The organism is Maribacter sp. TH_r10 (genome assembly GCF_033101095.1).
Lineage (GTDB): Bacteria > Bacteroidota > Bacteroidia > Flavobacteriales > Flavobacteriaceae > Maribacter_A > Maribacter_A luteus.
Genome location: NZ_JAWMPY010000002.1, coordinates 20,610 through 47,599 on the forward strand (window position 1 = coordinate 20,610; position 26,990 = coordinate 47,599).

At 38.1% G+C, this 26,990-nt stretch carries 24 protein-coding genes; 22 read left to right on the forward strand and 2 right to left on the reverse strand.

Features of this window, described 5'->3' with window-relative positions; all coding sequences use genetic code 11:
- Nucleotides 1–109 precede the first annotated feature (109 nt).
- Both R3X28_RS05450 and R3X28_RS05455 read right to left on the reverse strand, forming a co-directional pair.
- Nucleotides 110–1,003, reverse strand: a complete 894-nt coding sequence (locus R3X28_RS05450; protein WP_317663103.1) for a helix-turn-helix domain-containing protein — start codon at nt 1,001–1,003, stop codon at nt 110–112.
- A 102-nt stretch (nt 1,004–1,105) separates the two neighbouring features.
- Complete coding sequence (locus R3X28_RS05455) at nt 1,106–1,777, reverse strand: hypothetical protein (RefSeq protein ID WP_317663105.1); 672 nt, start codon at nt 1,775–1,777, stop codon at nt 1,106–1,108.
- Between the two features lie 174 nt (nt 1,778–1,951).
- On the opposite strand from R3X28_RS05455, the gene R3X28_RS05460 reads away from it, so the two are divergent.
- The 22 genes from R3X28_RS05460 to R3X28_RS05565 all read left to right on the forward strand — a co-directional run bounded on the left by R3X28_RS05460 (nt 1,952) and on the right by R3X28_RS05565 (nt 26,779).
- Complete coding sequence (locus tag R3X28_RS05460; RefSeq protein ID WP_317663107.1) at nt 1,952–3,742, forward strand: helix-turn-helix domain-containing protein; 1,791 nt, start codon at nt 1,952–1,954, stop codon at nt 3,740–3,742.
- Nucleotides 3,743–3,873: 131 nt separating this feature from the next.
- Complete coding sequence (locus R3X28_RS05465; protein WP_154370014.1) at nt 3,874–4,596, forward strand: porin family protein; 723 nt, start codon at nt 3,874–3,876, stop codon at nt 4,594–4,596.
- A 20-nt stretch (nt 4,597–4,616) separates the two neighbouring features.
- Nucleotides 4,617–5,309: a DUF4386 domain-containing protein gene (locus R3X28_RS05470; RefSeq protein ID WP_317663111.1), complete on the forward strand. Its 693-nt coding sequence runs from the start codon at nt 4,617–4,619 to the stop codon at nt 5,307–5,309.
- A gap of 263 nt (nt 5,310–5,572) precedes the next feature.
- On the forward strand, nt 5,573–6,829 hold the full coding sequence (locus R3X28_RS05475; RefSeq protein ID WP_317663113.1) for a serine hydrolase domain-containing protein: 1,257 nt from the start codon (nt 5,573–5,575) through the stop codon (nt 6,827–6,829).
- Between the two features lie 48 nt (nt 6,830–6,877).
- Nucleotides 6,878–8,299: an amidohydrolase family protein gene (locus R3X28_RS05480; protein ID WP_317663115.1), complete on the forward strand. Its 1,422-nt coding sequence runs from the start codon at nt 6,878–6,880 to the stop codon at nt 8,297–8,299.
- 123 nt (nt 8,300–8,422) lie between these two features.
- Nucleotides 8,423–9,304 carry an SDR family oxidoreductase gene (locus R3X28_RS05485; RefSeq protein ID WP_317663117.1) on the forward strand — a complete coding sequence of 294 codons (882 nt, stop codon included), beginning with the start codon at nt 8,423–8,425 and terminating at the stop codon, nt 9,302–9,304.
- A gap of 102 nt (nt 9,305–9,406) precedes the next feature.
- Nucleotides 9,407–10,036, forward strand: a complete 630-nt coding sequence (locus R3X28_RS05490; RefSeq protein ID WP_317663119.1) for a CatB-related O-acetyltransferase — start codon at nt 9,407–9,409, stop codon at nt 10,034–10,036.
- Between the two features lie 168 nt (nt 10,037–10,204).
- Nucleotides 10,205–10,606, forward strand: a complete 402-nt coding sequence (locus tag R3X28_RS05495; protein WP_154370000.1) for a response regulator — start codon at nt 10,205–10,207, stop codon at nt 10,604–10,606.
- Nucleotides 10,607–10,678: 72 nt separating this feature from the next.
- The gene (locus R3X28_RS05500; RefSeq protein ID WP_154369997.1) at nt 10,679–11,221 is read left to right on the forward strand and encodes a heme NO-binding domain-containing protein; all 543 of its coding nucleotides are present in this window, start codon (nt 10,679–10,681) and stop codon (nt 11,219–11,221) included.
- On the forward strand, nt 11,214–13,580 hold the full coding sequence (locus tag R3X28_RS05505; protein ID WP_317663122.1) for a PAS domain S-box protein: 2,367 nt from the start codon (nt 11,214–11,216) through the stop codon (nt 13,578–13,580). Before R3X28_RS05500 ends, R3X28_RS05505 begins: the two co-directional genes overlap by 8 nt.
- A gap of 15 nt (nt 13,581–13,595) precedes the next feature.
- Nucleotides 13,596–14,729 (forward strand): FIST signal transduction protein, encoded by a 1,134-nt coding sequence (locus R3X28_RS05510; protein ID WP_317664078.1) that lies wholly within the window; start codon nt 13,596–13,598, stop codon nt 14,727–14,729.
- Nucleotides 14,729–15,793 (forward strand): HAMP domain-containing sensor histidine kinase, encoded by a 1,065-nt coding sequence (locus R3X28_RS05515; protein WP_317663124.1) that lies wholly within the window; start codon nt 14,729–14,731, stop codon nt 15,791–15,793. Before R3X28_RS05510 ends, R3X28_RS05515 begins: the two co-directional genes overlap by 1 nt.
- On the forward strand, nt 15,790–16,110 hold the full coding sequence (locus R3X28_RS05520; protein ID WP_154369991.1) for an Hpt domain-containing protein: 321 nt from the start codon (nt 15,790–15,792) through the stop codon (nt 16,108–16,110). Before R3X28_RS05515 ends, R3X28_RS05520 begins: the two co-directional genes overlap by 4 nt.
- A gap of 2 nt (nt 16,111–16,112) precedes the next feature.
- Complete coding sequence (locus tag R3X28_RS05525) at nt 16,113–16,811, forward strand: LytTR family DNA-binding domain-containing protein (protein WP_317663127.1); 699 nt, start codon at nt 16,113–16,115, stop codon at nt 16,809–16,811.
- Between the two features lie 547 nt (nt 16,812–17,358).
- Complete coding sequence (locus tag R3X28_RS05530; protein ID WP_317663129.1) at nt 17,359–18,186, forward strand: glycosyltransferase family 2 protein; 828 nt, start codon at nt 17,359–17,361, stop codon at nt 18,184–18,186.
- Nucleotides 18,187–18,234: 48 nt separating this feature from the next.
- The gene (locus R3X28_RS05535) at nt 18,235–18,600 is read left to right on the forward strand and encodes a response regulator transcription factor (protein ID WP_154369984.1); all 366 of its coding nucleotides are present in this window, start codon (nt 18,235–18,237) and stop codon (nt 18,598–18,600) included.
- A gap of 290 nt (nt 18,601–18,890) precedes the next feature.
- The gene (locus R3X28_RS05540) at nt 18,891–20,093 is read left to right on the forward strand and encodes a sugar transferase (protein ID WP_317663132.1); all 1,203 of its coding nucleotides are present in this window, start codon (nt 18,891–18,893) and stop codon (nt 20,091–20,093) included.
- A gap of 1 nt (nt 20,094) precedes the next feature.
- Nucleotides 20,095–20,835 carry a TolC family protein gene (locus tag R3X28_RS05545; protein ID WP_179955181.1) on the forward strand — a complete coding sequence of 247 codons (741 nt, stop codon included), beginning with the start codon at nt 20,095–20,097 and terminating at the stop codon, nt 20,833–20,835.
- Nucleotide 20,836: 1 nt separating this feature from the next.
- Nucleotides 20,837–23,068: a hypothetical protein gene (locus R3X28_RS05550; RefSeq protein ID WP_317663135.1), complete on the forward strand. Its 2,232-nt coding sequence runs from the start codon at nt 20,837–20,839 to the stop codon at nt 23,066–23,068.
- Nucleotides 23,014–24,414, forward strand: a complete 1,401-nt coding sequence (locus tag R3X28_RS05555) for an oligosaccharide flippase family protein (RefSeq protein WP_317663137.1) — start codon at nt 23,014–23,016, stop codon at nt 24,412–24,414. The genes R3X28_RS05550 and R3X28_RS05555 overlap by 55 nt, the downstream gene beginning before the upstream one ends.
- The gene (locus R3X28_RS05560) at nt 24,411–25,886 is read left to right on the forward strand and encodes an O-antigen ligase family protein (RefSeq protein ID WP_317663138.1); all 1,476 of its coding nucleotides are present in this window, start codon (nt 24,411–24,413) and stop codon (nt 25,884–25,886) included. The genes R3X28_RS05555 and R3X28_RS05560 overlap by 4 nt, the downstream gene beginning before the upstream one ends.
- Nucleotides 25,883–26,779, forward strand: a complete 897-nt coding sequence (locus R3X28_RS05565) for a glycosyltransferase family 2 protein (RefSeq protein ID WP_317663140.1) — start codon at nt 25,883–25,885, stop codon at nt 26,777–26,779. The genes R3X28_RS05560 and R3X28_RS05565 overlap by 4 nt, the downstream gene beginning before the upstream one ends.
- Nucleotides 26,780–26,990: the final 211 nt, after the last annotated feature.

Sequence of the window (26,990 nt, forward strand, 5' to 3'; positions counted from 1 at the left end):
AAACTATTTGAAGTAATTAAATAGGTGTTAAGAAAGCATAAATTGGTCAAAATCGATTATTTGGACTTCTATTGATGTATAAAATGTAATATTTAAATGAAATATTGGTCTATTTTCTGTTTTCTTTTCGATAGGCAGAAGGGGACAGGCCAACATGTTTCTTAAAGTATTTCCCAAAAAAGGATTGATCGGGAAACTGTAGTTCTTCTGCAATTTGGGCAATAGAAAATTTGGGGTCGACCAAAAGTAACCGAGCTTCCAGAATTACTGCCGCATCGATCAATTGTGAGGCCGTTTTGCCGGTAACCTCTTTTAAGATTTTCGAAAGATGGCCTGTGGTCACATTAAGTACATCGGCATAAAATTGAACTTTACGATCCGTTTTCACATTTTCTTGAAGAACATTCCAAAAACGTAAAACCAATTCTTCTTGCCTAGTTAGCTCTGCTTTAAGATTGGGGTATTCCTTTTTGAATTTCTCGGCATAGTTATAGACAATAACACCAAAAGTACTGCGAATAAGATCTTCTTGAAAGGCACTGTTTTCCTGTTGATTGTAGAATTTTAGCATTTTGACCAACATTCTTAAAACCTTACCTTCTTGTTTGGTGAATTGTAGCTTTGGCACATTGTTGTGGGTAAAATATCCAAAGGCATCAACTCTGGCTTTATTGAAAAAATTATCGAAAATGAACTGCGTTGTGAAATTAATATTGAATACTTTTAGGTCGTTACTGATTTCAAGAATCTGGATAACGGATTTTGGGTCGATTCCGATAGATTCATTCTTTTTTAAGGTATATATAATTAGATTGATCGATAATTTAAAAACACCTTTTGCTACATGTATAAGATGAAAATCAGCAGTTCGGAAAGGGTAGTTTATGGGTATTTGGGTAATTCCTTCAGTTATGGATACATGAAGTTGTTCGGATTGGGGTTCTTCCCCCATAATCTGAACAAAATCGTTCGTCGTTAATTTCTTGATAAATTCTTCTTTCAAGATACCGAAAGTTTACCCAAAGATATTCACTATTTGGTATAATCGGGTGCATTTTCAGTTTTGGAATTTAAAAAATTGGAATACCCTTAATACATGTGACCACTATAAATGGGTTAAAACCTCAAGATCCTCAATTTCGTTCAAGTACCCCGTGGCTTTTCTGGTTTTTGTTCCAGAAAATAATCCGATTGTTTTTCGAACCCACCCAATATGTGTGTTTTTATAGGTCAACTTATTGAATGACCATATAATAGGTATTACCAACGCCGTATTACAAATTAAATACCAACTTATGAAAACGTCATTTAAATGGGTATAAAGGTCAAACCCAAGGAAAACATCTAGGGACAAAAGAGAAAAGGACCACCATAAAGGAATCGAAAGTAAAATTAGTTTAATGAACAATATATTTTGGGTGTTTACCAATTCTATTTTTTTTCTGATATCCACTAAAGGTTTTGAAAAATCAATTTGCTGTAATAACGCCACTTGCCCAATGCTCCCTGCTAAGGCTATTAAAACGAATACACTTACTATGATAGCACTAATCGCCAAATGTGTTTCACTCCAATGTGTTACAACATAATTGCCTAAATAAAGGGTTAAGAACGCAAACAAAAAAAGGTCGATAGTTCGGTAGACGAGTATTGATCTAATCTTCTTTTCCGATTTCTCAAGTTGAATCGTTTTTAAGATGGCCTTGTTCAAAGTCAGGCTTTCTTCTATTTTAATTTCATATGCTTCAATCTTCTTTATTATTTCAGTTGTTTCCATGATTTTTATTTTTCTAAATAAGTTGCTTTCGATTGCAAATTAGTGGAGGGTTGGCTGGTGAAAGTTCTGAAGATCATATAATGGTTCTATATTTTAACTAGCTTTGTTTTTTCATGAATTTTGGTATTTTTAAATCAAATTTTCTCCCCCGGGAAAGCAACCCTATTCAGACTTATGAAAACCTCTTTTAATTCAAAGTCCATCGCAGTACTGCCTTTCCTTAACATAGGAAAGCAGGAAAACGAATATTTTGCTGACGGAATTTCTGAGGAGATCATTAACGCGTTGACCAAAATAACGGAGTTGAAAGTAACTGCCCGTACTTCCTCATTCTACTATAAGAATAAACCGTTGGATGCCCGTCAAATTGGAAATGAACTGTGTGTGGAAACGCTTTTGGACGGGAGTGTCCGCATTATAAATGACAGGGTTCGTATTACGGCCCAATTGATTAGAACAGATACCGGTTTTCATATATGGTCAGAGAGTTTTGATCGTAACCTTTCAGATATTTTTGAATTACAGGACGAAATAAGCTTATTGATAGCAGATAAGATAAGGGAGAATTTTGGTCATTTTGACGTACAGGAACATTTAGTGGATGCCCCAACTAAGAATATTGAAGCATATAAACTCTTACTCAAGGCCCGTGAACTTCGAATGCGATGGAATTCGAAGGATGTAAAAGATGCCATTACCTATTTAGATCAAAGTATAGCGCTGGATTCCGCTTACGCCGATGCGCATCTGGAAAAAGGTTGGTGTATAGGAATGTTGGCAAGTTGGGGGTATTGGGATAGGAAAGAAGGGCTAAAGGAAGCCAATAGACATATTGATATTGGCTTACAATTGAATCAGGATTCGGCCATTGGTCATTATGTTAAGGCTACGATAAGTTTTTGGGGATATTGGAATTATAAGGATGCTTATGACCATCTGAAAAGATCAATAGAATTGAACCCTAATTTTTCTGAAGTTCGAGATGCTTTGGCCGATTGCTATTCCGGTATGGGAAGAATTGAAGATGCCCTTGCAAATAATGAAATAGCACTGCGAATTAACCCCTTATCGGCAAATCTCCATTTTACCAAGGGGAATATGGTGTATTTTAAAAAAGATTACAAAAAGGCCATATCATTTTTTGATAAAGCCTTATCTATAAACCCGATGTTACCCTTGGCCTTGGAAATGAAAGCGGCAGCCTTCATATTGGACAAGGAAAAGGAAGGATTATGGAAATTTATTCAAGAAACCCCTCGCTTAGAAAGGCCCAAAACGTATATGGGCATTTATAACCTAATGTCTAAGGATGAATTTTTTGAGGTAACCGATGCGGAGATACTCGCCGAGAGTAAAAGCTCACAGGAGATGAACTTACGTGCGTGGGATTTATACCTTGAAGTGTGCCGGGGAAACCATGAAAAGGCATTGAACATACTTGAAAGTAAAATAGACGAAAGGTCGGGGCAGTTGTTCAATTTTAGAAATGATCCCTTTTTAGAACCCTTACGTAATTACAATAAATATCGGGAAATAGAGGATTCCGTATTTAAATCCCACTATTTGCCCGAATTCGTTTCAAGTTCCAAAAAATCGGAGGCTCCTTCTCCTTTTACCGCGGAACAGCTTAAATGTTATGCCGAGGCGATTGAAGTAACTATGAATGAGGATAAACTTTTTACCGACCCTGATCTTAGTTTAAAACAATTGGCAGGGGATATAGATTTACACCCGAATAAACTTTCTTGGTTGTTGAACAATCATATGGGAAAGAATTTCAATGATTTTATAAATCAGTACAGAATCAAGGAATTTCAAAAATTGGCCGTTGCCCCCCAAAACAAGAACATTACATTACTCGGTTTGGCCTATGATAGTGGTTTTAATTCAAAGACTGTCTTTAATACCTTCTTTAAAAAAGAAACGGGCATGACCCCGAAACAGTGGGTCAAGGCCAACTCTTAAACATCTTTTCCCAAAGAATCCAAAAAAGTTCCAAATCCCATTTAAGAAGTTCCGATTCATAAGTTCGGGCGTTTGGTCTATGCTTCAATTTCATCTTTGTCCCATCATTAATCTTAAAATAATCGAACAAGATGAGAAAGCAATTAGTATTATGTTTTACCCTTGGCCTTATGGCCATAAATGCAATCGCCCAAGAGACCTATTTAGATGTGGTCATCAACTACACACCGACTACAATGGACTTTGGTGATAATAATAAAACCGTAAAGGATTTCAAAAAAGGGTATTGGGGCCTACAAGCTGGAGCATCCCTTCAACTAGGGGTTACCGACTATTTTTCCGTTGTTCCTGAATTGTATTTTGTGATGAAGGGTGCAAAGTTGGAAAAAAACAATCCACTTACCGGTCAAGAAACCCGTATTCGTTTCAACACGATCGATCTACCGGTTTTGGCACGTTTGCACCTGTGCGATTTTTATGTGAACGCAGGTCCGGTCGCAAGTTATAATTTGGGAGGACATGTAAAAGCAAAAGCCAATGGGGAATTACCAGACAGTAAAGTAATGATGGATTTTGGTTCTGATGAAAGCCAGTATAGTAGGTGGGATGCCGGTATACAGTTTGGTTTGGGGTATGAGATACAATTGAAGAAATCCCGCTTGCTTCTTGATCTACGCTACCACTATGGTATGGTCGATATGGGCAATGGTTCGGATATCTACAACCGATATTTTAATATGAACATCCTTCTTGCAAAAAAGTGGAAAAACAATCCCTTGGCCAAGGCTAGGAAAAAGGATATGGCTTTATGGCAAGATGTGGATAATCGACCATTTGCTTCGGAAAACAACTAAAATTAAGGGGTTTATTCATCATGAAATCAATCAAAACAAAAGCAAGGGTAGCCGGTGTATTGTATCTCGTAGTGATTCTATGTGGTATTTTCGCCGAAAAGTATGTAAGGGCTACCCTCGTGGATATGGCAAATGGGGTAAAAACCATTGAAAACATCACCCAAAATGAATTTTTGTACCGTTTAGGGTTCGTAAGCGACTTAATGATGCAATTGGCGTACTTTCTTCTGCCTTTGGTATTGTATCGTATTCTAAGGAATACCCATAAATGGATGGCATTTATAATGGTTTTGAGCGTTGCCGTTGCCGTGGCCATAATGTGTTCAAATATGCAAAACCATTATGCACCGCTATTATTTCTTAAAGGAGTGGGGGAAGGTTCCGAACATTTGCAAAGTCAGGTTTTGTTCTATTTGGGCCTACATAATATAGGTTATCATATTGCACAATTATTCTTTGGGTTATGGTTGTTACCATTAGGGTGTTTGGTCTATAGATCAGAGCTTTTCCCAAGGATTATCGGGGTTTCACTAATGATGGGATGCATGGGTTATCTATTGGATTTTCTCGTGTATTTCATACTTCCGGATATTGGCAATGAATTATCGGCATGGATAACGCTACCTGCAGATTTGGGGGAGTTTTCACTTTGTCTCTTTTTGTTGATCAAAGGAGTTCGGTCTAAACCCTTTAAAAAAAGTACTGATTCATAAATCCGAACGACCAGCGTCGTATTTCATTCAATATTTGCATCATTCAATAATCAATTAAAAAACATCATCATGAAACTATTTAGAAAAGAAACATCGACCGTATCAAGAAAACATTTGATATTCTCCAATTTCAGGGATAGCAAGCGTGTCCGCTGGGCACAATACAGGAAATACGGTTATTAAGCTTATCATTAATCATCAAAATCAAAAAGCCCTGGCCGTTTCAGGAAATCAGAAAGGTTCGGGGCAAAAACAGACAAATCATGACAACATTGATTAAATTCATAATCACAACTATCTTATCGATATTTTTATTGACCTCTTGTACCGATGATGACAATGGTACAAACATTTTGCAAGAACCATCGAGAATTACTTCAGCCGATGAGCTTACCGCCTATCTTAAAGAAGTGGTAAGCCAGGAAAATGCTCTTGGTTTTGCCATCAGTATTGTTAAGAATGATGCTATGGTGTATCAAGAAGCTTTCGGTTTTGCCAATATTGCGGATCAGGTACCTTATACAAATAAAACCGTAAATTCAATAGCTTCAATAAGTAAGACTTTTGTGGGTGCTGCGGTGGCAAAAGCCATAGAACAAGGATATTTTACCATGGAAACAGATATAAATGAACTGCTTCCCTTTACTGTAATAAACCCCAAACAGCCGAATGCGATTATAAGAATAAAACATTTGGTGACCCATACCTCAGGACTTTTGGACATGCCGGAAGTGTATTTGGCCAATAACTACTACATTTTGCCGGGAGAGGATATTTCAACCGTTGGAGCGCGAACGTTAATTGATAATATCGGTATTGAACAACGTGAAGCGTATGATCTTTCTGATATCCTGTCCGAGTATTTTTTAGAAGATGGAGAGCTCTACAGTTCTGATAATTTTGCGAATACCGAGCCGGGCACAACGTGGGCCTATTCTAACTTGGCAACGGGATTGACAGGAATTATCATTGAATCCGTTACAGGACAGTCCTTCAAGGATTATGTTCAGGAAAATATTTTATTGCCTTTGGAAATGACCCATTCAACCTATGATATTTCTGAAGTGAACACTTCGGAGATGGCCGTAAGGTATATCGATGATACAACTCCATTGCCCGTTTATGGCAATGATTCTTATCCTGAAGGAAGTATATATTCCACGAATGAAGATATGGGAAAGTACCTTTTGGATATGGCCAAAGGGGTAAAAGGAGCTACTTCAACTTTGTTTTCAGAGGCAGGTTATATGAACCTTTTTCAGGCCAAATTGGAGAGTGGAATCGTTCCTGACGATTTTGCGGACAATCACGGGTTATTTTGGTATATAAAAGAAGGGAAAGTAATGCATAGCGGCAATAGTCTCGGAATCTCAACACATTTGGAAATAACCGCAAATGGAAATTCAGGATACCTTTTTCTCTCGAATATTGATGCTACTTTTACAGGTAATGTTCAAAATTATAATAACATTATTTCAAAAATTGATGCTGCCATAAACCAATTTCTAACCGCTGACTAATCCATATTCAATCCGTTTTTATAAATTAAAATATTAAATCGAACGATCATGAAGAAGTGGTTAAAAAGAGTAGGGATTTTGCTGTTAGGTCTCACAATATTAATGGTTGTGGCCATTTCGGTTATCTTGATTTTAGATAAGAAGAAAACATCGTATTTGAAAATCGGGAAGACGACTGACTCCTACGTAATCAAAAACGTGAATGTGGTTCCAATGACCCGTGATACTGTTTTGTACAAGCAAGATATTTTGGTGGAAAATGGATTGATTTCTAAAATCGCCCCAAATCTTGATGCTGATTCAATGGTTCAAATAGATGGATCCGGCAAATATTTAACTCCCGGTCTAGCAGATATGCATGTACATGTTTGGGATTACTATGAGCTTGGGCTGTATTTGGCTAAAGGAGTGACAACCGTGAGGAATATGTGGGGCATGCCATTTCATTTAAGAATGAAAAAAAGGGTAGTCAATAATGAGATTTTCGCCCCCCTTTTCTTTACGGCAAGTCCCAAAATTACGGGGCCGGAAGACCATGGCATTGATAAAAAACAGGTGGCGGATGCCAATGAAGGTAGACGGTTGGTGGGCAAGTACAAAGAACAGGGTTATGATTATATTAAAACTTATGCTGGCTTGCCCAAGGATATCTTTGATGCAATAAAGGAAGAGGCCATAAGGCAAGATATCTCTATTGCCGCTCATCCAAGTTTTGAAGTACCATATAGTTATCATTTTTCACGACCGATAAAAACCATAGAACATACCGAGGATGTTATACAGCAAGCGCTAAAATTTAAAAATGATAGTGTATTATTGACAAAAACCATTGAATCCTATGTTCAGGGGAAAATGGGTCATATCCCAACTTTGACCGTTTTTCATAAGATTTCGGAAATCATGGAAAAGGAGTCCGATTTGTTTAAAGAACCTACTTTGGGTTATATAAATCCGGCATTTTTAGAGGTTGGTTCACAAGACGATTTTAATCGTTGGACAAGCACCAAATCCTACGATTCCTTAGTTGAAGAACGAATTATGAACCAGCATAAACAACATTTGAAAATCGTAAAACAGATGAATGATGCTGGGGTCATTCTGGTGGCGGGTACCGATTCGGGCATATCATATGCCATACCTGGTTTTGGTATCCATGAAGAATTGGGGTACTATGTCGAAGCAGGATTGACCAATTACGAAGCACTTAGGACAGCAACGGTAAACCCATCAAAAATCTATTTGTCACTTTCGAATACGGGCACGTTGGAAGTTGGGAAAATGGCAAATATGGTTCTTACAAACGAAAATCCTCTAATTCATTTAAAAACCTTGGCCAATCCTGAAAAAGTCTTTATTAAGGGATATTTGCTCGATGCGGACAAACTTTTGCAGTTTAAGGAGAAGGCCTATAAAAGAAACAATTATTTGGCCACACTGGTAAGGATGGGAGAGGGACTTTGGTTACAGTAAAAATGGCCCCTCCAAGAGGTTCGGTTTCATATTTCGGAACGACCTATTGCTGTTTGATGAATAGTTTTGAGTCAGGATATTTTAATATGGACAATGGTAATACCATTAAATACATACCATAAAATGAACGCAGATAACATAAAAACCAAAGTCTTATTGGCAGGAGCTACGGGGTATCTCGGAAGGCATATTGCCAAAGAACTTGAAATACGTAATATTCCAACCAGGATACTGGTTCGAAATACAAAAAAAGCAAAGGGACTCAGCTCTGAATCGGCTACGATAATAAAGGCGGAAGTTACCAAGCCAGAAACTTTGAAAGGACTATTTAGCGGAGTGGATACTGTAATCTCAACAGTGGGCATCACTCGGCAAAAAGACGGATTGACCTATTGGGATGTTGATTACCGGGCCAATGTGAATTTATTGAAAGAAGCTATGGCCTCAGGGGTAAGAAAGTTCATTTACATATCGGTTTTGAACGGAAACCGTCATAAAAACCTTAAAATTATGGAAGCCAAGGAATCTTTTGTAGATGAACTGGTAGCCTCGGGATTGCAGTATACGATCGTAAGGCCCAACGGTTTTTTTTCCGATATGAAAGATTTTTTGGAGATGGCCCAAAAAGGAAAGGTGTATCTCTTTGGAAATGGGGAACAAAAGTTCAATCCCATTCACGGGAAAGATCTGGCCATTGCCTGTGTGGATGCCATTGAAAACGAAAATAACGAGATCAATATCGGCGGACCCGATATCCTGACCCACAATGAGGTCGCCGAAATGGCCCTTTTAGCTTGTGGCAAGCCCATTAAAATCATTCATTTGCCCCATTGGTTAAGGCGATTGATTATTTGGGCCTTACGAACGTTCACTTCCTCAAAGACTTACGGTCCTATCGAGTTTTTCCTTACCCTTATGGCCGAAGATGCCATTGCACCAAGATATGGTAGTCATCGTTTGTCCACTTTTTTCCAAAAAGAAATGGATACCCTAAAAAAGAAATAAAGAAAAGGTTTAGTTCTACCTAAGTTCAGACCTGTTCCAATTTCACTAAATTGAGAAGCCGTTTCCCTTATAGTATAAAATAATTCAACCAAAATATTTTCTATGAGCATACCAGACAAAAACAAACCATTTCCTTTAGAAGGTTACAATCGCCTTTGCTTCTTGAAGAACTGTATTAAGAACCCAAATATCAGTGTTGGTGATTATACTTATTATGATGATTTCGAGGATGTTGACAATTTTGAAAAGAACGTTAAGTATCATTTTGATTTTGTAGGTGATAAATTGTTGATCGGTAAGTTCTGTATGATAGCTTCGGATGTAACCTTTATAATGAACGGTGCCAATCATTTGACAGATGCCATCTCATCTTACCCGTTTGCCATCTTTGGTGCGGATTGGAAAGACGCCATGGATGGTAAGTCCTATCCCTCTAAAGGTGATACGGTAATAGGCAATGATGTCTGGATTGGTTATAAGGCTACGATTTTGCCGGGTGTGCAAATCGGTGATGGGGCCATAATAGCGAGTAATGCAACGGTCACCAAAAATGTTGAACCGTACGCAATCGTTGGGGGAAATCCTGCAAGGTTGATCCGTAAGCGTTTCTCGGAAACCGAAATCGAAAAATTATTGAAACTAAGTTGGTGGGACTGGCCTATTGAAAAAATCACCAAAAATCTAAAGGCTTTAACCGGCGATAAATTACAAGAGCTAGGGGGTTACATTTAAATGATGCAAATTTTTAATTACTTTTTTTATGAGGTGAACCATAATTTAGGCAAATCATTTAACAGAAGTAAATTACCATTCGTCGACACTTAAATGCTTTTCACCTATAGTCGGCCTTTTTTATAAGTTTAATTTAGGAGTTTCGATTTTTGATGCATTACTTACGCTATGGATATATTACTTATTGAGGATGATACAATTGAGATTATGAAGTTGCAACGAACAATCTCAAAATTACACTTGAAACATAAAGTTAAAGAGGCCAAAAATGGGGAAGCGGCCTTAGAGTATCTTAGATCGGGTAAATGCTTGCCAGATATTATCCTGCTCGATTTGAATATGCCAAGAATGAGTGGTATCGAATTTCTTTCGATCCTAAAAGCGGATGAAACATTAAAGTACCTTCCTACAGTAGTTCTTACAACTTCGGAGAATAGGGCAGATTTACTTGAATGTTATCGAATAGGGATTGCAGGATATGTAATAAAACCTCTCAAATATGAAGATTACGAGTCCAAACTTCATAAGGTCCTTAGTTACTGGGACATCAATGAACTAGTGAAAGCCTAACAAAAAAGCGCATTTCACAACAAATTTTGACCAACTCGTATTACTTTTCTTACTTTTAAAAAAAATAATGGAATGAAAGGAATTGTATTTACCGAGTTTTTGGAAATGGTCGAGACCCAATTCGGCTTGGAGGTAGTGGAAGATATCATAGAAAAAGCTGATCTACCCTCAGAGGGGATTTATACTTCGGTAGGCACCTATGATTTTAATGAAATGGTGAGCTTAATCACAGAATTGAGCAAACAAGTAAATTTACCACCTGGAGACTTGATTTATGCTTTTGGTAGATACCTTTTCACAAGTTTAAAAGATGCACATCCGGAGGTAATTCAGAGTTACAATTCTCCATTAGGCCTTTTATATTCGATAGAAGACCATATTCATGTGCATGTCCAGAAATTATATCCTGAGGCCGAATTGCCTACATTCAAGATTTTAGAAAAAACCGATACGACCATTTCAATGATCTATTCTTCTTCTAGGGGGTTATATCGATTGGCCCAAGGTCTTATAGAAAAGGCCTTTGAGCATTTTAACGGTAGTGCCCAGATTTCTTATGAACTACTGAAGGAAGATGGTACCGAAGTGAAATTTGACATTTCCCAGAATGGATAATAAAGAGGTTGCCCTTCTGAAAAAGGCCCTTGAGAGGCAAAAGAAAGCAAGGAAACAGGCGGAAAAAATCTTAGAGGAAAAATCGAAGGAGCTGTATGATGTTATGCATCATTTAAAGTCGGCCAACAATAAGTTGGAAGGTCTTTTAAACGAGCGGACTTCAGAACTAGATGGGGAATTTATAAATATCATTGATCCTTACGTGGTGATGGATCTTAAGTATAACGTGATCAACATGAACCTATCTGCCAAGGAATTCCTTGGTTTTGATCACACCAAAGAGTTGGTCAATCTTTCAGAATTTGTACATCGGGATTATTTGGAATACACCACGGAATCCATGCGCTCTTTAATGGAAGTGGGCGTGTTAAGAAACTATAGGGCTAAGATCATTACACGTAATAATGAGGAAAAATGGGTGCAGATCAATTGTTGCCTTATTTTCAATAAAGAAAGAAAACCCATTGCTGCCCAAGGTATTTTAAGGGATATTAGCCAGGAAATGGAGATCAAACAAATGCTTTCCGAACAAAAAAAGCAGTTGGATGTTATTGTGGAGAATTCCCCATTGGGAATTGTCCTAAGTGTTGATGGACGTATTGTGAAGACCAATAGCACGTTTTGTGAAATGGTAGGTTATTCCGAGAGTGAACTGAAACAAGTTTCGATACCTGAAATTTCACGACCCGAAGACGAGCAGGCCACTGCCATATTATGGGAGCGGTTCTATGCGGGGAAACTGGATAAATTTGCGGTTACGAAAGAATTTTTTAAGAAAGATAAATCAACCTTCTTGGCAAAGGTCCAAATAGGTGCAGTTACCGATATTCATGGTAATATGGAATACCAGGTGGCATTGATTGAGGATATTTCAAAAGAACGGGAGGCCGAACGGCAATTGAAAGCATCGGAGAATAGATTGGCTACTTTAATAGCCAATTTGCATACGGGGGTACTTTTAGAAGATGAAAATAGAAAGATAGCCTTAGTGAATCAGATGTTCTGCGATCTTTTCCATATTTCCACACCGCCGGAACAAATGATAGGTATAGAAAGCAATACCTCGGCGAAGAAAACCAAAATTCACTTAAAGCATCCTGAAAAATTTGTTGAACGTGTTGATGAACTTCTGGAAAATCGCGAAATCGCGATGGCCGATGAGGTTGAAATGAGCGACGGCCGAATATTGGAGCGTGATTACATCCCTATATTTACCAACGGCAATTATAAAGGTCATTTATGGACGTATGAAGATGTTACGATTCGCAAGAACTATAAAAAGAACCTAGAGGCACAAAGGGCAAAGTACAGCAGTATCATTGCGAATATGAACTTAGGTCTGGTAGAGGTAGATAACCATGATGTTATTCTTATGGTCAACCAAAGTTATTGCGATATGATCGGTTTTTCCAAGGAAGAATTGCTGGGTAAAAATGTAAATGAAATGGCTCAATTCAAAGATGAGCAATTTATTTTGAAGAAGAACAAGGAACGACTTCGTGGCGAAACTGACTCTTATGAGGTATCGGTTAGGCACAAGAACGGAAGTTTGCGACATTGGCTTATCAGTGGGGCTCCAAGATTCGATGATTCAGGTATAGTGGTAGGGTCAATAGGTATCCATTTGGATATTACCGACCAAAAATTACTGGAATTTCAAAAAGAAAAATTACTTCGCGAATTGGAATCCAGTAATCAGAACCTTCAGGAATATGCCCACATCGTATCCCATGATCTGAAATCCCCTTTACGAAGTATAAGTGCCTTGGCCACCTGGTTAACTGAGGATTATAAGGATAAACTCGACGAAGGTGGGCTACAGAACCTTGAGTTAATGCAAGAAAAAATTGCATCTATGGATCGCCTTATTCATGGGATACTGGAATATTCCACCGCCAATAGCTCAGAACTCGATAATACGGATGTAGACACCAACGAAGTAATAGCGGAGATCAAGGATAGTATTTTCATTCCTGAACATGTAGAACTTTCAGTTCCCGAAGTATTGCCGACCATAAAGGCCGATAAGACCAAAATGCATCAATTGTTCCAGAATATCATTGGGAACGCCGTGGTGCATATTGAAAAGGAAGTAGGACTTGTAGAAGTGCTATATACTGATGAAAATGATTTCTGGAAATTCACCATTAAGGATAATGGCGTGGGAATTCCAGAAAAATACCATAAGAAGATCTTCGATATATTCCAGTCTATCGGTGATAACGAAAGATCAACGGGAATAGGACTATCCATTGTAAAGAAAATAATAGATCGTTATGAAGGTAAAGTTTGGGTAGATAGTACCTTGGGGAAAGGCACCCAATTCCATTTTACCATAAAAAAGAATTTAGATACCTAATAAAAAACCTGGATGATGATCATAAAACAAGCTATAAAACAGGCCAATACTCCCTTCGAACTCCAATTTGACCCAACAGAATTAAAGAATCCGTTGGTATTCGTATTCGGTAATCGATATATTTTGGAAGAACCTTCCATTTATGAAGAAGTAAGGGATTTTTTTCCCTCAGGGCATATTGTTTTTGGGTCAACCGCAGGGGAGATTGTAAAAGATGAAGTTCAGGAGGAAACCGCGGTGTTAACTGCCATTGAGTTCGAGAAAAGTACTTTTTTGGTAAAAAGGAAGAATGTAACCGAGTTCAACAATGAGGATGATCGACTAGGGGAAGCCTTAATGGAAACCTTTCCACAAGAAGACCTGAAACATGTATTCGTTGTTTCTGAAGGAAGTAATGTAAATGGAAGCGCACTAATAAAAGGACTGGAAAAAACAAAAGCCAAGTCCATTGGTCTTTCAGGTGGTCTTTGTGGGGATGATGACCGTTTTGAGCGAACCTTGGCATCGTATAATGAAAACCCTAGGGAAGGGGAGGTAATAGCCATAGGATTCTATGGTGAAAGTTTAGAAGTGTCCAGTGCCAACTATTGTGGATGGGCAACTTTTGGTCCGGAGAGGATCATTACAAAATCTGAAGGAAATGTTCTTTATGAGTTAGACGGCAAACCGGCACTTGATCTTTATAAAATGTATTTAGGGGAGAAGGCGAAAGAACTGCCCAAATCGGCACTGCTTTATCCATTAAGTGTTCAAACTTTGGAAGATGAATACCCTATTGTAAGAACGGTACTCAATATAAATGAAACTGACAATACCATGATTCTGGCTGGTGATGTGCCAGAAGGGTCTAAGGTGCAATTGATGTTATCATCGGTAGACGATATTGCCAATGGTGCCAAACGTGCAGGAAATTTGGCTATGAAAGGTCGACAGACTGCACCAGAATTAGCCCTATTGGTAAGCTGTATCGGAAGAAAATTGGTTATGGATCAACGTACGGAAGAAGAAATTGAGGAAGTTAGGGAAGCTATCGGGGACAAAGCTATAGTAGGCGGGTTTTATTCCTATGGTGAAATGGCACCCTTTTTTGAAAGAAATTCTTGTAGATTGCATAACCAGACCATGACATTAACCTTATTCAGCGAATAATGCATTCCTTGCTTAAAAGACAATTGAGAAAATACCTTCCGGAAAGTTATGTGCAAGATCCAGGGTTGGGCGTATTCTTAGAGGCCATAGAAAAGTCATATGATAATTATGATGATAAGCTATCCATGATGCAGCGAGCTTCCACTATTAGTTCCAATGAATTATATGAGGCTAACCAGCAATTGCAGAAAGAGGCAGTTCGCCAAAAAAATATCCTTGCATCATTGGAGAAAGCCATCGGCAGTCTTACTATTTATTTGGATGATGGCAATTCTACCGATTTAAACGACAAAGAAAATTTCAATGCAGAACATCTTGCCAAGAACATTAGTAAGTTAGCGGCCCAAATGGCCGGGATGACAGCGGAAAAGGATAGGTTGTTGAAAAATTTGGAAATCCAAAACGAATCCTTGAACAATTATGCGCATATGGTTTCCCATGATCTAAAATCACCGATACGGAACATAAATGCTTTGATGAATTGGATTCAGGCAGAGGAAAAAGAGAAATTTTCCGAGGAAAGTAAGGAGAATTGTTCTTTGATTTCCCAGAACCTTGAAAAAATGGACAAGCTTATCAACGGCATTTTATACCATGCGACTTTAGGTAAAACAGATGAAAAGCGAATTACGTTCGCAATTGAAGATCTTTTAAATGAAATTGAAGAAAATATTGAAATTCCGGAAAATATCCAGATTGTGCATGTGAACGAATTTCCAACGATTTCATTCGAAAAGTCAAGGATAGAACAGCTATTTAAGAATTTGATTACAAACGCAATAGCAGCTTCGAAAGATAAAGAACAAGGTCTGGTACGGATAGAATATATTGAAGACCCGGAATTTTGGAAGTTCAAAGTATCGGATAACGGAAAAGGTATTGCGAAACGCCATCAAGAAGGAATATTCGAAATGTTCAAAAAATTGGAAAACGATGGTAATACCATAGGCATAGGTCTTGCTATTTCTAAGAAAATAGTGGATTTCTATAATGGTAAGCTTTGGATGGAATCTGAAGAAAACCAGGGTGCAACTTTTTATTTTACATTAAAGAAGACGATATGAACGACAAGCCCAACCTAAATTATATTGATGAATTGGCAGAAGGTGACGTCGCCTTCAGGGAAAAGTTTATCGGCATTATCAAAACTGAATTCCCTTTGGAAAGGGAAGAGTATATGGATCATCTGAAAAACCAAAGATTTAAGGAAACCGCAATGGTCGTGCATAAAATGAAACATAAGTTCAATATTTTAAGTATGCAAGAGGCATATGGGTTCGCTGTGCGCTATGAAGAAGAACTTTTAGAGGGAAATTCTGGTATGGATTCTTCATTTAAGGCTATATTGCAGGTCGTAGATACCTATATTGAAAGTATTTGACCATGAACTGTATAATCATTGACGACGAAACTGCAGCCCGTGCGATTGTAGGGCAATTATGTACAAAGGTTCCGGAATTGCATATTCTGCAAGAATTTGACAATGCCATAGAGGCTATTAAATTCTTGAATCAACAAGAGGTTGATGTCGTTTTTTTAGACATTCATATGCCTGGATTTACGGGAATTGATTTTGTTCAGACACTTAAGAACCCACCTAAAATTGTCTTGACTACTTCAGATACTGAATTTGCCATTGCAGCATATGAATATGAGTTCATTGTTGATTATTTGGTGAAACCCATAACTTTTGAACGTTTTGAAAAATGCATTCAAAAAGTAAAGAAGTCCCTTTCAAAGAAACCTGTTTCAACCGCAATGGTTGAACCTACTTCCGATTTATATATCAACATTGATAGGCGTCTTATTAAATTAAGATTAAATGAGATTTTGGTCATAGAGGCCGAAGGTGATTACATTAAAGTTAAAACCGAGAAAGAAGAACATCGCGTTCATACGACCTTGAAGAAGATCAAGGAAAAATTACCTGATAACCTCTTTTTGCAGATTCACCGGTCCTACATAATCAACTTCACCAAAATAATCGATATTGAGGACAATAGCGTACTGATTGCCAAGAATGTTGTCCCCATTAGCCGTTCCAATCGTCCTGAATTAATGCGTCGGTTAAATTTACTATAGCTTTATTCTAAATATAGGACTTTCAATAGGCATAGAGTATTCGGCATATTCGTTTAAAATCAACTTATTTTTTTACTTAAGCCCATTATTATAGGCGAAGTCTGTTTTGTCTTTATTCAGATACCTTTCTGTTCAACATCAGGGTTCTACCATTCATCTATAGAAAATAACAACTAAACACCCTCGGTCAAATTTAAATTAAGGTTTAACCGATTTTTGAAGGGTAGATAGGCAATATTGACATTAGTGAATGACTTATGGGACAACGATTGTTAATCATTTATCCAAAGTATGGCTTTTCAGGTTGACATGGGAAAGTCCAAAAATAGGTTTTTGGTCGATTTAATTTGCGTTTTATCGGAGAAATATAATTGAATTAAGAAAAACCTTACAATAAATAAAGAATATGGCGTTATTAAAATATGATTTACTAGGATACTTTTTATATACATGTTCAATAGATTTTCAACGTGAAAGAATCTTTGAACCTGTGATCATTAATAACTCCATTAAATCTATCAGTTTTATCTAATAACCCAAAATGGCCATGAAGCTTAATAAGTTCCAAAAATATTATAATCTAATACCTTCTAAACTAGGTGATCAGGATTATATTAAACTCGTATCCTATTTCAAGTTTTTGGCGGCAGTGGAGAAACCGATGGTCAGTCTTGTCATTCCCGTGTTCAGGGCAGAGAATACACTTTTGGCCCATATCATTTCCTTAATGGAGCTTAAGACCATTTTACCGTATGAAGTTATTTTTATAGACAACAATGCGAATAATGAAACCCTTTCAATCTTAAAGAATTTAGGTGCCTTTGTAATCAAGGAAACAAGACAGGGTATTACACACGCAAGACAAAAAGGCTTGGAAGTGGCTAGGGGAGAGGTGGTTTGTACAATGGACCCTGACACCTTATATGAACCGCATTATATAGATAAAATGGCTCTTCCTTTTTTCCTTGAAAGTAAATTGGTGCTGTGTTATTCAAATACCATAAGCTATGTGGATGGCATGACGCTTTCTTCGAAGATGAGGTTTCGTAATTATCTAAAAACCCAATATTTCAGGTATCGATTGTCACAAGGTCCTTTAAAAAGAATGAAGTTCGTCCGTGCGGCCTGTTTGGCCTTTAGACGGGAACCCTTTTTGAAAATAGGGTATCGTACCGACCTTAAGGCCGTTGCTGGTTGTGATGATGGTATAGTTGCGATTGATTTGAACAATTCCGGTACCAGTAAATATATCGCGACAACGGTGTATACCGCACTACCCCCTGCAAGGGAACCCGGTAAGCCATTCCCTTTTTGCAATGAAAAATACCTTGAACAAGATGTAGCTGCAAATAAGGATGTGGTACTCAATTACTAAAAGTTATAAATAAAGAGCATTCAATTAAACACTAAACCTTAACGAATTATGAAAATATTAGTCGTAGATGATAAGCAATCCTTAAGTGATATGGTAGCCCAATTTTTAGGTCAATCATTTTCGGTTGAAACCCAGAAAAACGGATTCGATGCCCTAGAAAGGTTACAAGAGGGTAATATCCCGGATTTGATCATAACCGATCTCGAAATGCCCGTAATGGACGGTTTTGAGTTGATTACACAGCTAAAGCAGAGTGGTTTTTTTACCGACATTCCTATCATTGTATTAAGTTGTAGGGATAATAGTTCCGATCGTATAAAGTGCTTAAAACTTGGGGCTGATGATTATATGGTAAAACCCTTTAATCCGGAGGAACTTTTAATAAGGGTTGAAAAGTTGTTGGTTCGTAATTAAAGCCCTTATTTACAAGAAAGATAAATTTCAGAACCCTGAAACTGATTTTATTTTAAGGTCTTCCGATTAGTACCGAAACTAAAATCTATCGTACCCTTTCCCACAAAACTCATAGACTGGTTGTATGGTTCCTTTTTAAAGCTAAAGGTTCTTTGTACCCTTTTATTAGTAAAAGGAACAATGCAATGGGTATGTATTCACAACAAATACAGTGTCTTACACAACAACAATTATTTAAAATGTAGTACTAGGACTACTTTTATTGAAAATAAATAAACACGAAACCGTAAATGATGTTGCAAGTTAGCCAAGAGTGTCTAAAAATAGTATACATCGGAAGTAATCCTGATGTGGTCACTGCTTTTTCCGATGACCAGGATAAGGTAGAGGTCCTTCCTTTTAAAAACACCCTAGCAGCTTCAAAGTTGATATTGGGTGATTTGAAAATTGCTGCAGTATTATGCGAAGCAAAGCTACCTGGACAAACGGGAGCATCATTTTTTAAGACTTTTAAGCAGCAATTTGAAGAAAAGGGGATATCCTTTATTCTTTTGGAAGATGAAAAAACCGATGAACTTAGACAGGAAGCACTTGCATTGGGTATAGACGACCTTTACGCCAGACCTTTGCAATTAGAACGGTTAAAGGGACGAATTATATTTCTGAACGAGTTGAAGTCCAACTTAAAAAGAAACAAGATCCTGACCTCAAAAGAAGAAGTGAAACCTTACAAGACCAAGTTTCTTAAAAGGGTATTCGATATCGCGGTTGCCGGTACAGCGTTGATATGCGCGGCCCCTTTACTTTTGATATTCATCATAGCCATACGATTAGAGTCCAAAGGTAAGGTGTATTACATATCGAAACGTGTAGGCACAGGATACAAGATCTTTAACTTTTTGAAACTTCGTTCCATGTATCCAGATGCCGATAAACGACTTAAAGAGTTTGAGCATTTGAATCAATATGTACATGGGGAAGATGCCGTAGATCTTCAAAAAGAGGCCATTGATAAAAGGGAAACAATAGAGGCCAGTGGTACCATGTTGATAGGGGATGATGATCGCATAGATGAAAATCAATATAATAAGAAGAAAAAGGAAAGCGCCAAGAGTACCTTTATAAAGTTTGATAATGATCCTAGGATTACGAAAGTAGGCAAGATCATCAGAAAATTGAGTATTGATGAATTGCCACAATTGATCAATGTGCTAAAAGGTGATATGTCTATCGTAGGTAACAGGCCATTGCCTTTGTATGAAGCTGAAATGCTTACGACCGATGAATGGACCGAACGTTTTAATGGTCCTGCCGGTATTACAGGTCTTTGGCAAGTTGAGGCCCGTGGCCGTTCCTCTAAAATGTCTCCAGAGGAACGCAAACAATTAGATATTAAGTATGTTGAATATTCCCATAGCAATAAAGCGTTCATGATCGATATGTGGATCGTTTTACGAACTTTTAAGGCTGTTTTTCAAAAAGAAAATGTTTAAGATGTACAAAAGAACCCTATTGTTTTTAATAGTTCTTTTTCTATCCCACCAAAACTACGGGCAGTCGGTTACCGATTTCCTTGAAGCAGGACTGGAAGAAAATGATATAGCACAAAAGTTACCTCCGTTAGACTCGCTCATTTCTTGGGCTAGGGAGAACAACCCATACTTAAAATCCTTTGATTCTGCCAAAGAACTGGGAGAAGGTAAGGTGGCACTTGAAAAACGCTCTTGGTTGGAGTATATAAGTTTGGATGCCGGCTATGGCTATGGTATTTACGACAACTTGAGTAACTCTCAAATAGGTGGTGACCCATCAAGCCAGACCCTTTTTACTTCTGAACAGAACAGATACAGTGTCGGGGCGTCTGTAAAAATGCCGCTCAGTGCCATACTGAATAGAAAAAGGATGGTAAAGAACACCAAACTGGAGGCGGAAACTTTTAAATATGAACAACAGCAAGCCGAGAATGAATTACGGCTTCAGGTAACCGAGCAGTATAACGAACTCATTAAGTTTTACCGATTACTTTTTATAAACAACTCAATCGTAGACACCTATAAAGCCCAGACTGTAAGGGCTGAAAGGGAATTTGCCGACGGAATAATGAACGTAACCGATTATACGAGATTATTACAAATGATAAACCAAGCTAAAATGGCTCTAGAGGCCCAGAAATCGGAATTTTACAAGGCATTTATGACTTTGGAAAGTACGGTTGGGGTCGATTTGAAGATTTAATATGAAATTTAACCTGCTATTTTTTATCCGCCTATTGCTTCGCCATATTGGTTTATTGGTGGGCGTTCCTATTTTACTGGGTGTTATGGTTTTTCTGTTAACACAGAACCAACCCAAGGTATTTAGCTCAAAAGCCCGTGTTTATACAGGTATATCTTCAGGGTCGGGTATTGATCTCGAGAATACCAAGATAGATTATAGGGGTACTGGTATTGCCTACGGTAACCTGCTTAATTTAATAAAGTCCAGATCAACTCTTGAAATAGTCGGATTAAAACTCTTTGCCCAACATATGGCTCTTGACAGTGCCGATAATCGGGTAATTTCCGTAAAGAATTATGAGGAATTGGTAGAAACGGTACCCGACGAGGTAAAGGCCCTGGTCGTTAAAGGTAACCCTACGGCTACCTACGATAACTTTGTTGAACTCAAGAATTCCGATAACCAGAATTATATATATGAATTGGTGAATTTGGACCACCCGATTTATAGTATAGAAAAGATTTCAGGGAAAATAGGCTTGAACCGAGTACCGAGCAGTGATTTTATTGATATTGCCTACGAATCCGAAGATCCTGCGATTTGCCAAAATGCATTATTGATTCTTTGCGATGTTTTCGTAAGACTTAATACTGAAATGGGTGTTAATCAATCTGATGTGGTGGTTAAATACTTTGAAGGTCAATTAGGTGAATCTACCGAACATCTGAGGGATGCTGAAGACGACCTACTTCAATTCAATAAGAAGCATAACATCATCAATTACTATGAGCAAACCAAGCATATAGCTGGGGAAAAGGAGGAGTTCGAAATAAAATTTTTCCAGGTTCAGCGTGAGTTTTCGGGGGCAAAAGCAGTACTTGAGGTTTTAGAATCCAAATTACAGACCCATGATAAAAAACGTATTGCAAGCCAGAAAATAATAGACCTGCGTAAAGAACTCTCGACTAAGAATTTTGATTTGGCAATGTTGCGAATGAACCTGGAAAGGGATTCAACCTCAATGAAAAAGAACGCAATTTCAATTTTGGAAGCCGAGAAAAATATCAAGGAAATCGAAAACCAACTAAATGCACAGGTAGATACGATTTACAACACCGATTATGACACAAAAGGTGTTGCTTCTTCAAGTATCTTGAGCGATTGGTTGCAAAAAACGATAGAATATGAGGATGCCAAGGCCCAGTTAAAGGTCATGGAAAAGAAAAAGCTCGAGTTTGAAAAACTGTATCAGGTGTTTTCTCCTTTGGGGGCTACCATGAAAAGACTGGAACGTAAAATAGATATTGCCGAGCGCGAATATTTAAGCTTGTTACACAGCTTGGGGCTTGCAAAACTCAGACAACAGAATGTTCAATTAAAATCGAACATTAAATTGACGGAAGCTCCTTTTTTTCCGATCAATCCGAAGCCAAGCAAACGCATACTACTGGTTATCGTTGCCGCTTTGGCCGGATTTATAGTGGTTACTTTGACCATTCTTATATTGGAATTTCTTGATGGCAACTTAAATACTGCGAAGAGGGCCGAAGAAAAAATAGGATTGGAAGTGTCCTCCATTTTCCCGGTGATCAAGAACAATGATAAAAATATTGATTACGAATATATAAAGAACAAGGCGGTTACCGCTATTTCCCGGAATATCATATTAAATCAGTTTAAGAAGAATGAAGATGAAAAGCCCGTGGTAAACATGCTTTTTTCTACTCAAGAAGATGAAGGCAAGACTTTTATCTGCCAAAACCTGATTGCCAACCTGTGTGAGCTGGACTATTCCATTTTGCACGTTACCTACGACACCACCGACTTGGTTATTGATCATCCAAAGTATAGTAAAGTCACGTATCCGATAAGTGATCGTCTTTTCAGAATATCATCTATCGGCGAATTTGACGTGGAAAACACGATCCCTGATTACAATATTTTCGATTTTGTGATATTGGAAATCCCAAGTATAATCAAAAATCCGTTCCCGGTAAAATTGGCTTCGACCATGGATTATACTTTTTTGGTCACCAGGGCCAATAGGGCATGGACCGAATCTGATAAAAATGCCTTGCGCTTGTTCAATGAAGCGACTACAGGACCTGAACCAACGATTATTTTGAATGGTGTCAAGGTTCTGGAAATGGAAACGGTAATTGGTGAATTGCCCAAAAAGAGGTCAATCATAAGACGATGGGTAAAGCAGCTGGTACAATTCAGGTTCTTCACCAAAAAATCGGTAGCGTAATGGTAGGTAAGCTCAAAAAATTAGGGAAAGAGAAAAACCTGTCATCATTGCTCTCGAATGTGAGTGTGGCCTTTGCTGGACTCCTTTCTTTTATGCTTTTGACAAGACAATTGGATAAAGAGGCCTTTGGGGATTGGGTGCTTTTTATAACACTATCCACCTTTGTAGATCTTTTACGTTTTGGACTTACTAGAAATGCTTCCGTTCGCCTATTATCAGGTACAACTTTTACCGAGAAAAAACAGATTTTGGGTTCTTCCTATAGAATCAATCTTTGGCTTTTAATCATTATTACCCTCGTTTGTTGGGTCTTGGCCTTGGTATTGAACTTCTTGGCCATTGATGTCAATAATGGATATGAACTATTCTTGATTTGGTATCCCATATTGGCTTTGGCTAATTTAGGATGGAACAACGCCCTTGCACTATTCCAAGCTGAGCAGAATTTTAATAGGATGATGGTCGTTCGTCTGCTCAATGTAGGTCTATTTCTCGTTTTCTTGCTTTTAAACCATTTTTGGTTGGGATGGGGACTAATGGAAATCATCTGGGTGAACCTCTTTGTGAATTTGGTTTCCAGTCTTTGGTGTACCTTAAGAAAATGGGACGGACTCCTTTACTTACCTAACGCCGTAAAATCCGTAGAAAAAGAACTTATACATTTTGGTAAATATTCCATGGGGACTCTAGTGAGCTCAAGCTTACTTAAAAGTGCAGATACTTTTATTATAGGGTTAAGTCCATTTTTAGGTTCTTCTGGAATTGCGATGTATGCGATTCCGTTAAAACTGACCGATTTATTGGGTATTCCATTGAATAGTTTTACGATGACGGCCTATCCAAGAATGAGTAAAAGCTGTTTGGAAGGAAAAATGCATGAAGCCCGAAAGATTTTTTATACCTACACCGGAATCATTACCATATTATTTCTGCCCGTAGCGATTTTCAGTTTTATAATGGCGGAAGAAATGGTTTTATTCTTAGGAGGTGATAATTATGCCGATTCTTTACCGTTACTGACATTTATTTTTCGAATATTCACGGTGTATGTAATGTTACTTCCCTTAGATAGGTTTACAGGAGTTCTGTTGGATAGCTTAAACAGGCCCAAGTATAATCTGTATAAGGTCATTGTGATGACATTGGCTAATATACTCATCGACATTATTGCGGTTTTCGTCTTCGAAAGCTTGGTTCTCGTCGCTGTGGGAACCGTATTGTTTACGCTCATCGGTATTTTTATGGGGTTCTATTTGCTACGTAAAGAGATAGAAATTCATAGTAAGGACATGATAACCGAAAGTTTTCTATTTATCAAAAAATTAAAAACCCATTTGCCGGTATGAACCCTTTTCAGGCTACATATGGCGCAGAAAGGCTAAGGCAACCCTTACCCATGGTTTTATTGGTGGGTATTGCCCTTGCAATAGGATATTTAACAGCCACACGTGGTTTGGTTGTAGGGTTGGCCCTAATGATGTTCCCTTTTGTGATCGTCTATTTAGGGGCTATACTGTTAAACCCCAGAATTGGGATAATAACCATTCTGATTTTTAATTTCATTGTTCTGGGAATTGGGCGCTATGTTCCTATGACATGGGGCCTTTTGATGGATGGCCTAATGGTCCTCATGTATCTGGCCTTGTTTTTTAAGGCATTCCATATTAAAATCCCTTGGGACAATGCAAGGTCCCAATTGACCTTATTGGTATCCATCTGGTTTGGTTATGCTGTATTTCAAATTGTTAATCCTGAGGCTGTTAGTATTGCTGCCTGGTTTTACGCGATGAGGGGAGTGGCATTATACCAGTTTCTTTTGATACCCTTGGTTTTCATATTGTTCAATAAATATACCGACTTAAAGATATTATGGTATATCTGGGGCATTCTATCCCTTTTGGCGACCATGAAGGGGATGATGCAGTTGATATTGGGGGTTGACCGTTGGGAACAGGCATGGTTAGATGCCGGTGGTGATGTTACCCATATCCTATTCGGTAAATTACGAATATTCTCATTTTATTCCGATGCGGGACAATTCGGTGCCGCCCAAGGGCATGCCGGTGTAGTTTTCGGGGTACTTGCATTATTTGCAAAGAACAGGAAATTCCAGATATTCTGTGGAGTTGTGGCACTGGCCGGATTCTTGGGAATGATGATTTCCGGAACCCGAGGGGCAATTGCCGTACCGGCCATGGGAGGTGTAATGTTCATTCTGATCCGAAAGCATTTGCCCAGTATAATCTTAGGTGCTTTGGTAGGGATTAGCGTTTTCGTTTTTTTTAAATATACCATGATCGGAAACGGTAACGATCAAATACGAAGAATGCGTACCGCTTTTGATCCCAATGATGCCTCTTTGGTAGTACGACAGGAGAATCAGGCAAAACTTGCAGGGTATTTGGCTTCTCGCCCTTTTGGCGGAGGAATCGGATCTACAGGAAACTGGGGAAAACGTTTTGCCCCCAATAGTTTCCTTGGAAATACGGCCACCGATAGCTGGTATGTTGCCATTTGGGCAGATACGGGAATCGTGGGGCTCTATCTTCATCTTTTTATCGTTTTCTTCTGTTTGATTACGGGCGCTTATAATGTTATGTATAGAATACGGGACGATTGGCTCAAAGGACAAATTTCGGCCTTGGTCTGTGGTATGGCGGGTATTATGTTGGCCTCATATGGCAATGGCATATTTGGACAGTTTCCTACGGCCATTCTAATGTACGTTGGTATGGTTTTTATGTTTTTGTCCCCCAAATGGGACAAGCAATTAATGAAAGAAAAAGGTTTGGACGAAGAAAAAACAGCAATCGCATGAAAAATGAACATCCATTGGTATCCATTATTACCATAAATTATAATGAATCGCAGGTAACGTTGGATATGTTGGAGTCTTTGAAGGGGCTTACCTACAACAACTATGAAGTCATCGTAGTCGATAATGCATCTCCAAATGATAATCCGGATGTTATTATAGAACAATATCCAGAGGTTCAACTTATCAAGAGTAAAGAAAACTTAGGTTTTGCCGGTGGTAATAATTTAGGAGTGAGAGTGGCCAAAGGGGAATATCTTTTGTTCATAAACAATGATACCATCGTTCCGGCCGGTTTTATCGAGCCTCTAGTGAAAACTTTGATTGATGATAGTACTATCGGTATGGTAAGTCCGAAAATCAAATTCCATTGGGATCCAAGCCTAATACAATTTGCCGGTTATACACCAATGAATCATTTTACCATTAGGAACAATAGTATCGGTTATCACCAAAAAGATGATGGTTCCTATGATGTTGCCCAAGAAACCGCTTCCATACATGGTGCTGCAATGATGGTGCCTAAGAGGGTTGTTGATGAAGTAGGGATGATGACAGAAATCTACTTTCTATATTATGAAGAGCATGATTGGGCAGAACAAATCAAACGGGCAGGGTATAAAACCTACTATCAACCAGCTTCCTATATTTTGCACAAGGAGTCTTTATCTACTGGTAAAATGAGTCCACTAAAGACTTATTATATCACAAGGAACAGAATCGTTTATGCCCGACGAAATTTTAATACCGTTCATTTGGTCATTAGTATGTTGTTCCAAGTTTTTATATCCATTCCAAAGAATAGCCTAACCTTTTTGGTTAAAAAACAATTTAGTCACTTAAAGGCATTTTGGAATGCAATAAAATGGAATATGACCCATTTGAAAACCGCTTAGAATTGGCCCGCCAATTGCTTAGTTGGTTGATATAAAGGAAATAGACAACGAAAAATACCTGTTTCACAACAATAATTCAACCAAACAAAAAAGTAAGAATATATTTACAAAATTAGATAAAATAATAATTTGAACTTGAAGATTGCTTTACAAGGAACAGGTTCATTTAAGGTAGTTTGAATGTTTAGGAATAACAGTTATAGAGGTAACC

Excerpts from the sequence above, each read along its gene's own strand:
- R3X28_RS05455 (WP_317663105.1), bottom strand. The coding sequence starts at position 1,777 with ATGGAAACAACTGAAATAATAAAGAAGATTGAAGCATATGAAATTAAA.
- R3X28_RS05460 (WP_317663107.1), top strand. The coding sequence starts at position 1,952 with ATGAAAACCTCTTTTAATTCAAAGTCCATCGCAGTACTGCCTTTCCTT.
- R3X28_RS05465 (WP_154370014.1), top strand. The coding sequence starts at position 3,874 with ATGAGAAAGCAATTAGTATTATGTTTTACCCTTGGCCTTATGGCCATA.
- R3X28_RS05470 (WP_317663111.1), top strand. The coding sequence starts at position 4,617 with ATGAAATCAATCAAAACAAAAGCAAGGGTAGCCGGTGTATTGTATCTC.
- R3X28_RS05475 (WP_317663113.1), top strand. The coding sequence starts at position 5,573 with ATGACAACATTGATTAAATTCATAATCACAACTATCTTATCGATATTT.
- R3X28_RS05480 (WP_317663115.1), top strand. The coding sequence starts at position 6,878 with ATGAAGAAGTGGTTAAAAAGAGTAGGGATTTTGCTGTTAGGTCTCACA.
- R3X28_RS05485 (WP_317663117.1), top strand. The coding sequence starts at position 8,423 with ATGAACGCAGATAACATAAAAACCAAAGTCTTATTGGCAGGAGCTACG.
- R3X28_RS05490 (WP_317663119.1), top strand. The coding sequence starts at position 9,407 with ATGAGCATACCAGACAAAAACAAACCATTTCCTTTAGAAGGTTACAAT.
- R3X28_RS05495 (WP_154370000.1), top strand. The coding sequence starts at position 10,205 with ATGGATATATTACTTATTGAGGATGATACAATTGAGATTATGAAGTTG.
- R3X28_RS05500 (WP_154369997.1), top strand. The coding sequence starts at position 10,679 with ATGAAAGGAATTGTATTTACCGAGTTTTTGGAAATGGTCGAGACCCAA.
- R3X28_RS05505 (WP_317663122.1), top strand. The coding sequence starts at position 11,214 with ATGGATAATAAAGAGGTTGCCCTTCTGAAAAAGGCCCTTGAGAGGCAA.
- R3X28_RS05510 (WP_317664078.1), top strand. The coding sequence starts at position 13,596 with ATGATCATAAAACAAGCTATAAAACAGGCCAATACTCCCTTCGAACTC.
- R3X28_RS05515 (WP_317663124.1), top strand. The coding sequence starts at position 14,729 with ATGCATTCCTTGCTTAAAAGACAATTGAGAAAATACCTTCCGGAAAGT.
- R3X28_RS05520 (WP_154369991.1), top strand. The coding sequence starts at position 15,790 with ATGAACGACAAGCCCAACCTAAATTATATTGATGAATTGGCAGAAGGT.
- R3X28_RS05525 (WP_317663127.1), top strand. The coding sequence starts at position 16,113 with ATGAACTGTATAATCATTGACGACGAAACTGCAGCCCGTGCGATTGTA.
- R3X28_RS05530 (WP_317663129.1), top strand. The coding sequence starts at position 17,359 with ATGAAGCTTAATAAGTTCCAAAAATATTATAATCTAATACCTTCTAAA.
- R3X28_RS05535 (WP_154369984.1), top strand. The coding sequence starts at position 18,235 with ATGAAAATATTAGTCGTAGATGATAAGCAATCCTTAAGTGATATGGTA.
- R3X28_RS05540 (WP_317663132.1), top strand. The coding sequence starts at position 18,891 with ATGATGTTGCAAGTTAGCCAAGAGTGTCTAAAAATAGTATACATCGGA.
- R3X28_RS05545 (WP_179955181.1), top strand. The coding sequence starts at position 20,095 with ATGTACAAAAGAACCCTATTGTTTTTAATAGTTCTTTTTCTATCCCAC.
- R3X28_RS05550 (WP_317663135.1), top strand. The coding sequence starts at position 20,837 with ATGAAATTTAACCTGCTATTTTTTATCCGCCTATTGCTTCGCCATATT.
- R3X28_RS05555 (WP_317663137.1), top strand. The coding sequence starts at position 23,014 with ATGGGTAAAGCAGCTGGTACAATTCAGGTTCTTCACCAAAAAATCGGT.
- R3X28_RS05560 (WP_317663138.1), top strand. The coding sequence starts at position 24,411 with ATGAACCCTTTTCAGGCTACATATGGCGCAGAAAGGCTAAGGCAACCC.
- R3X28_RS05565 (WP_317663140.1), top strand. The coding sequence starts at position 25,883 with ATGAAAAATGAACATCCATTGGTATCCATTATTACCATAAATTATAAT.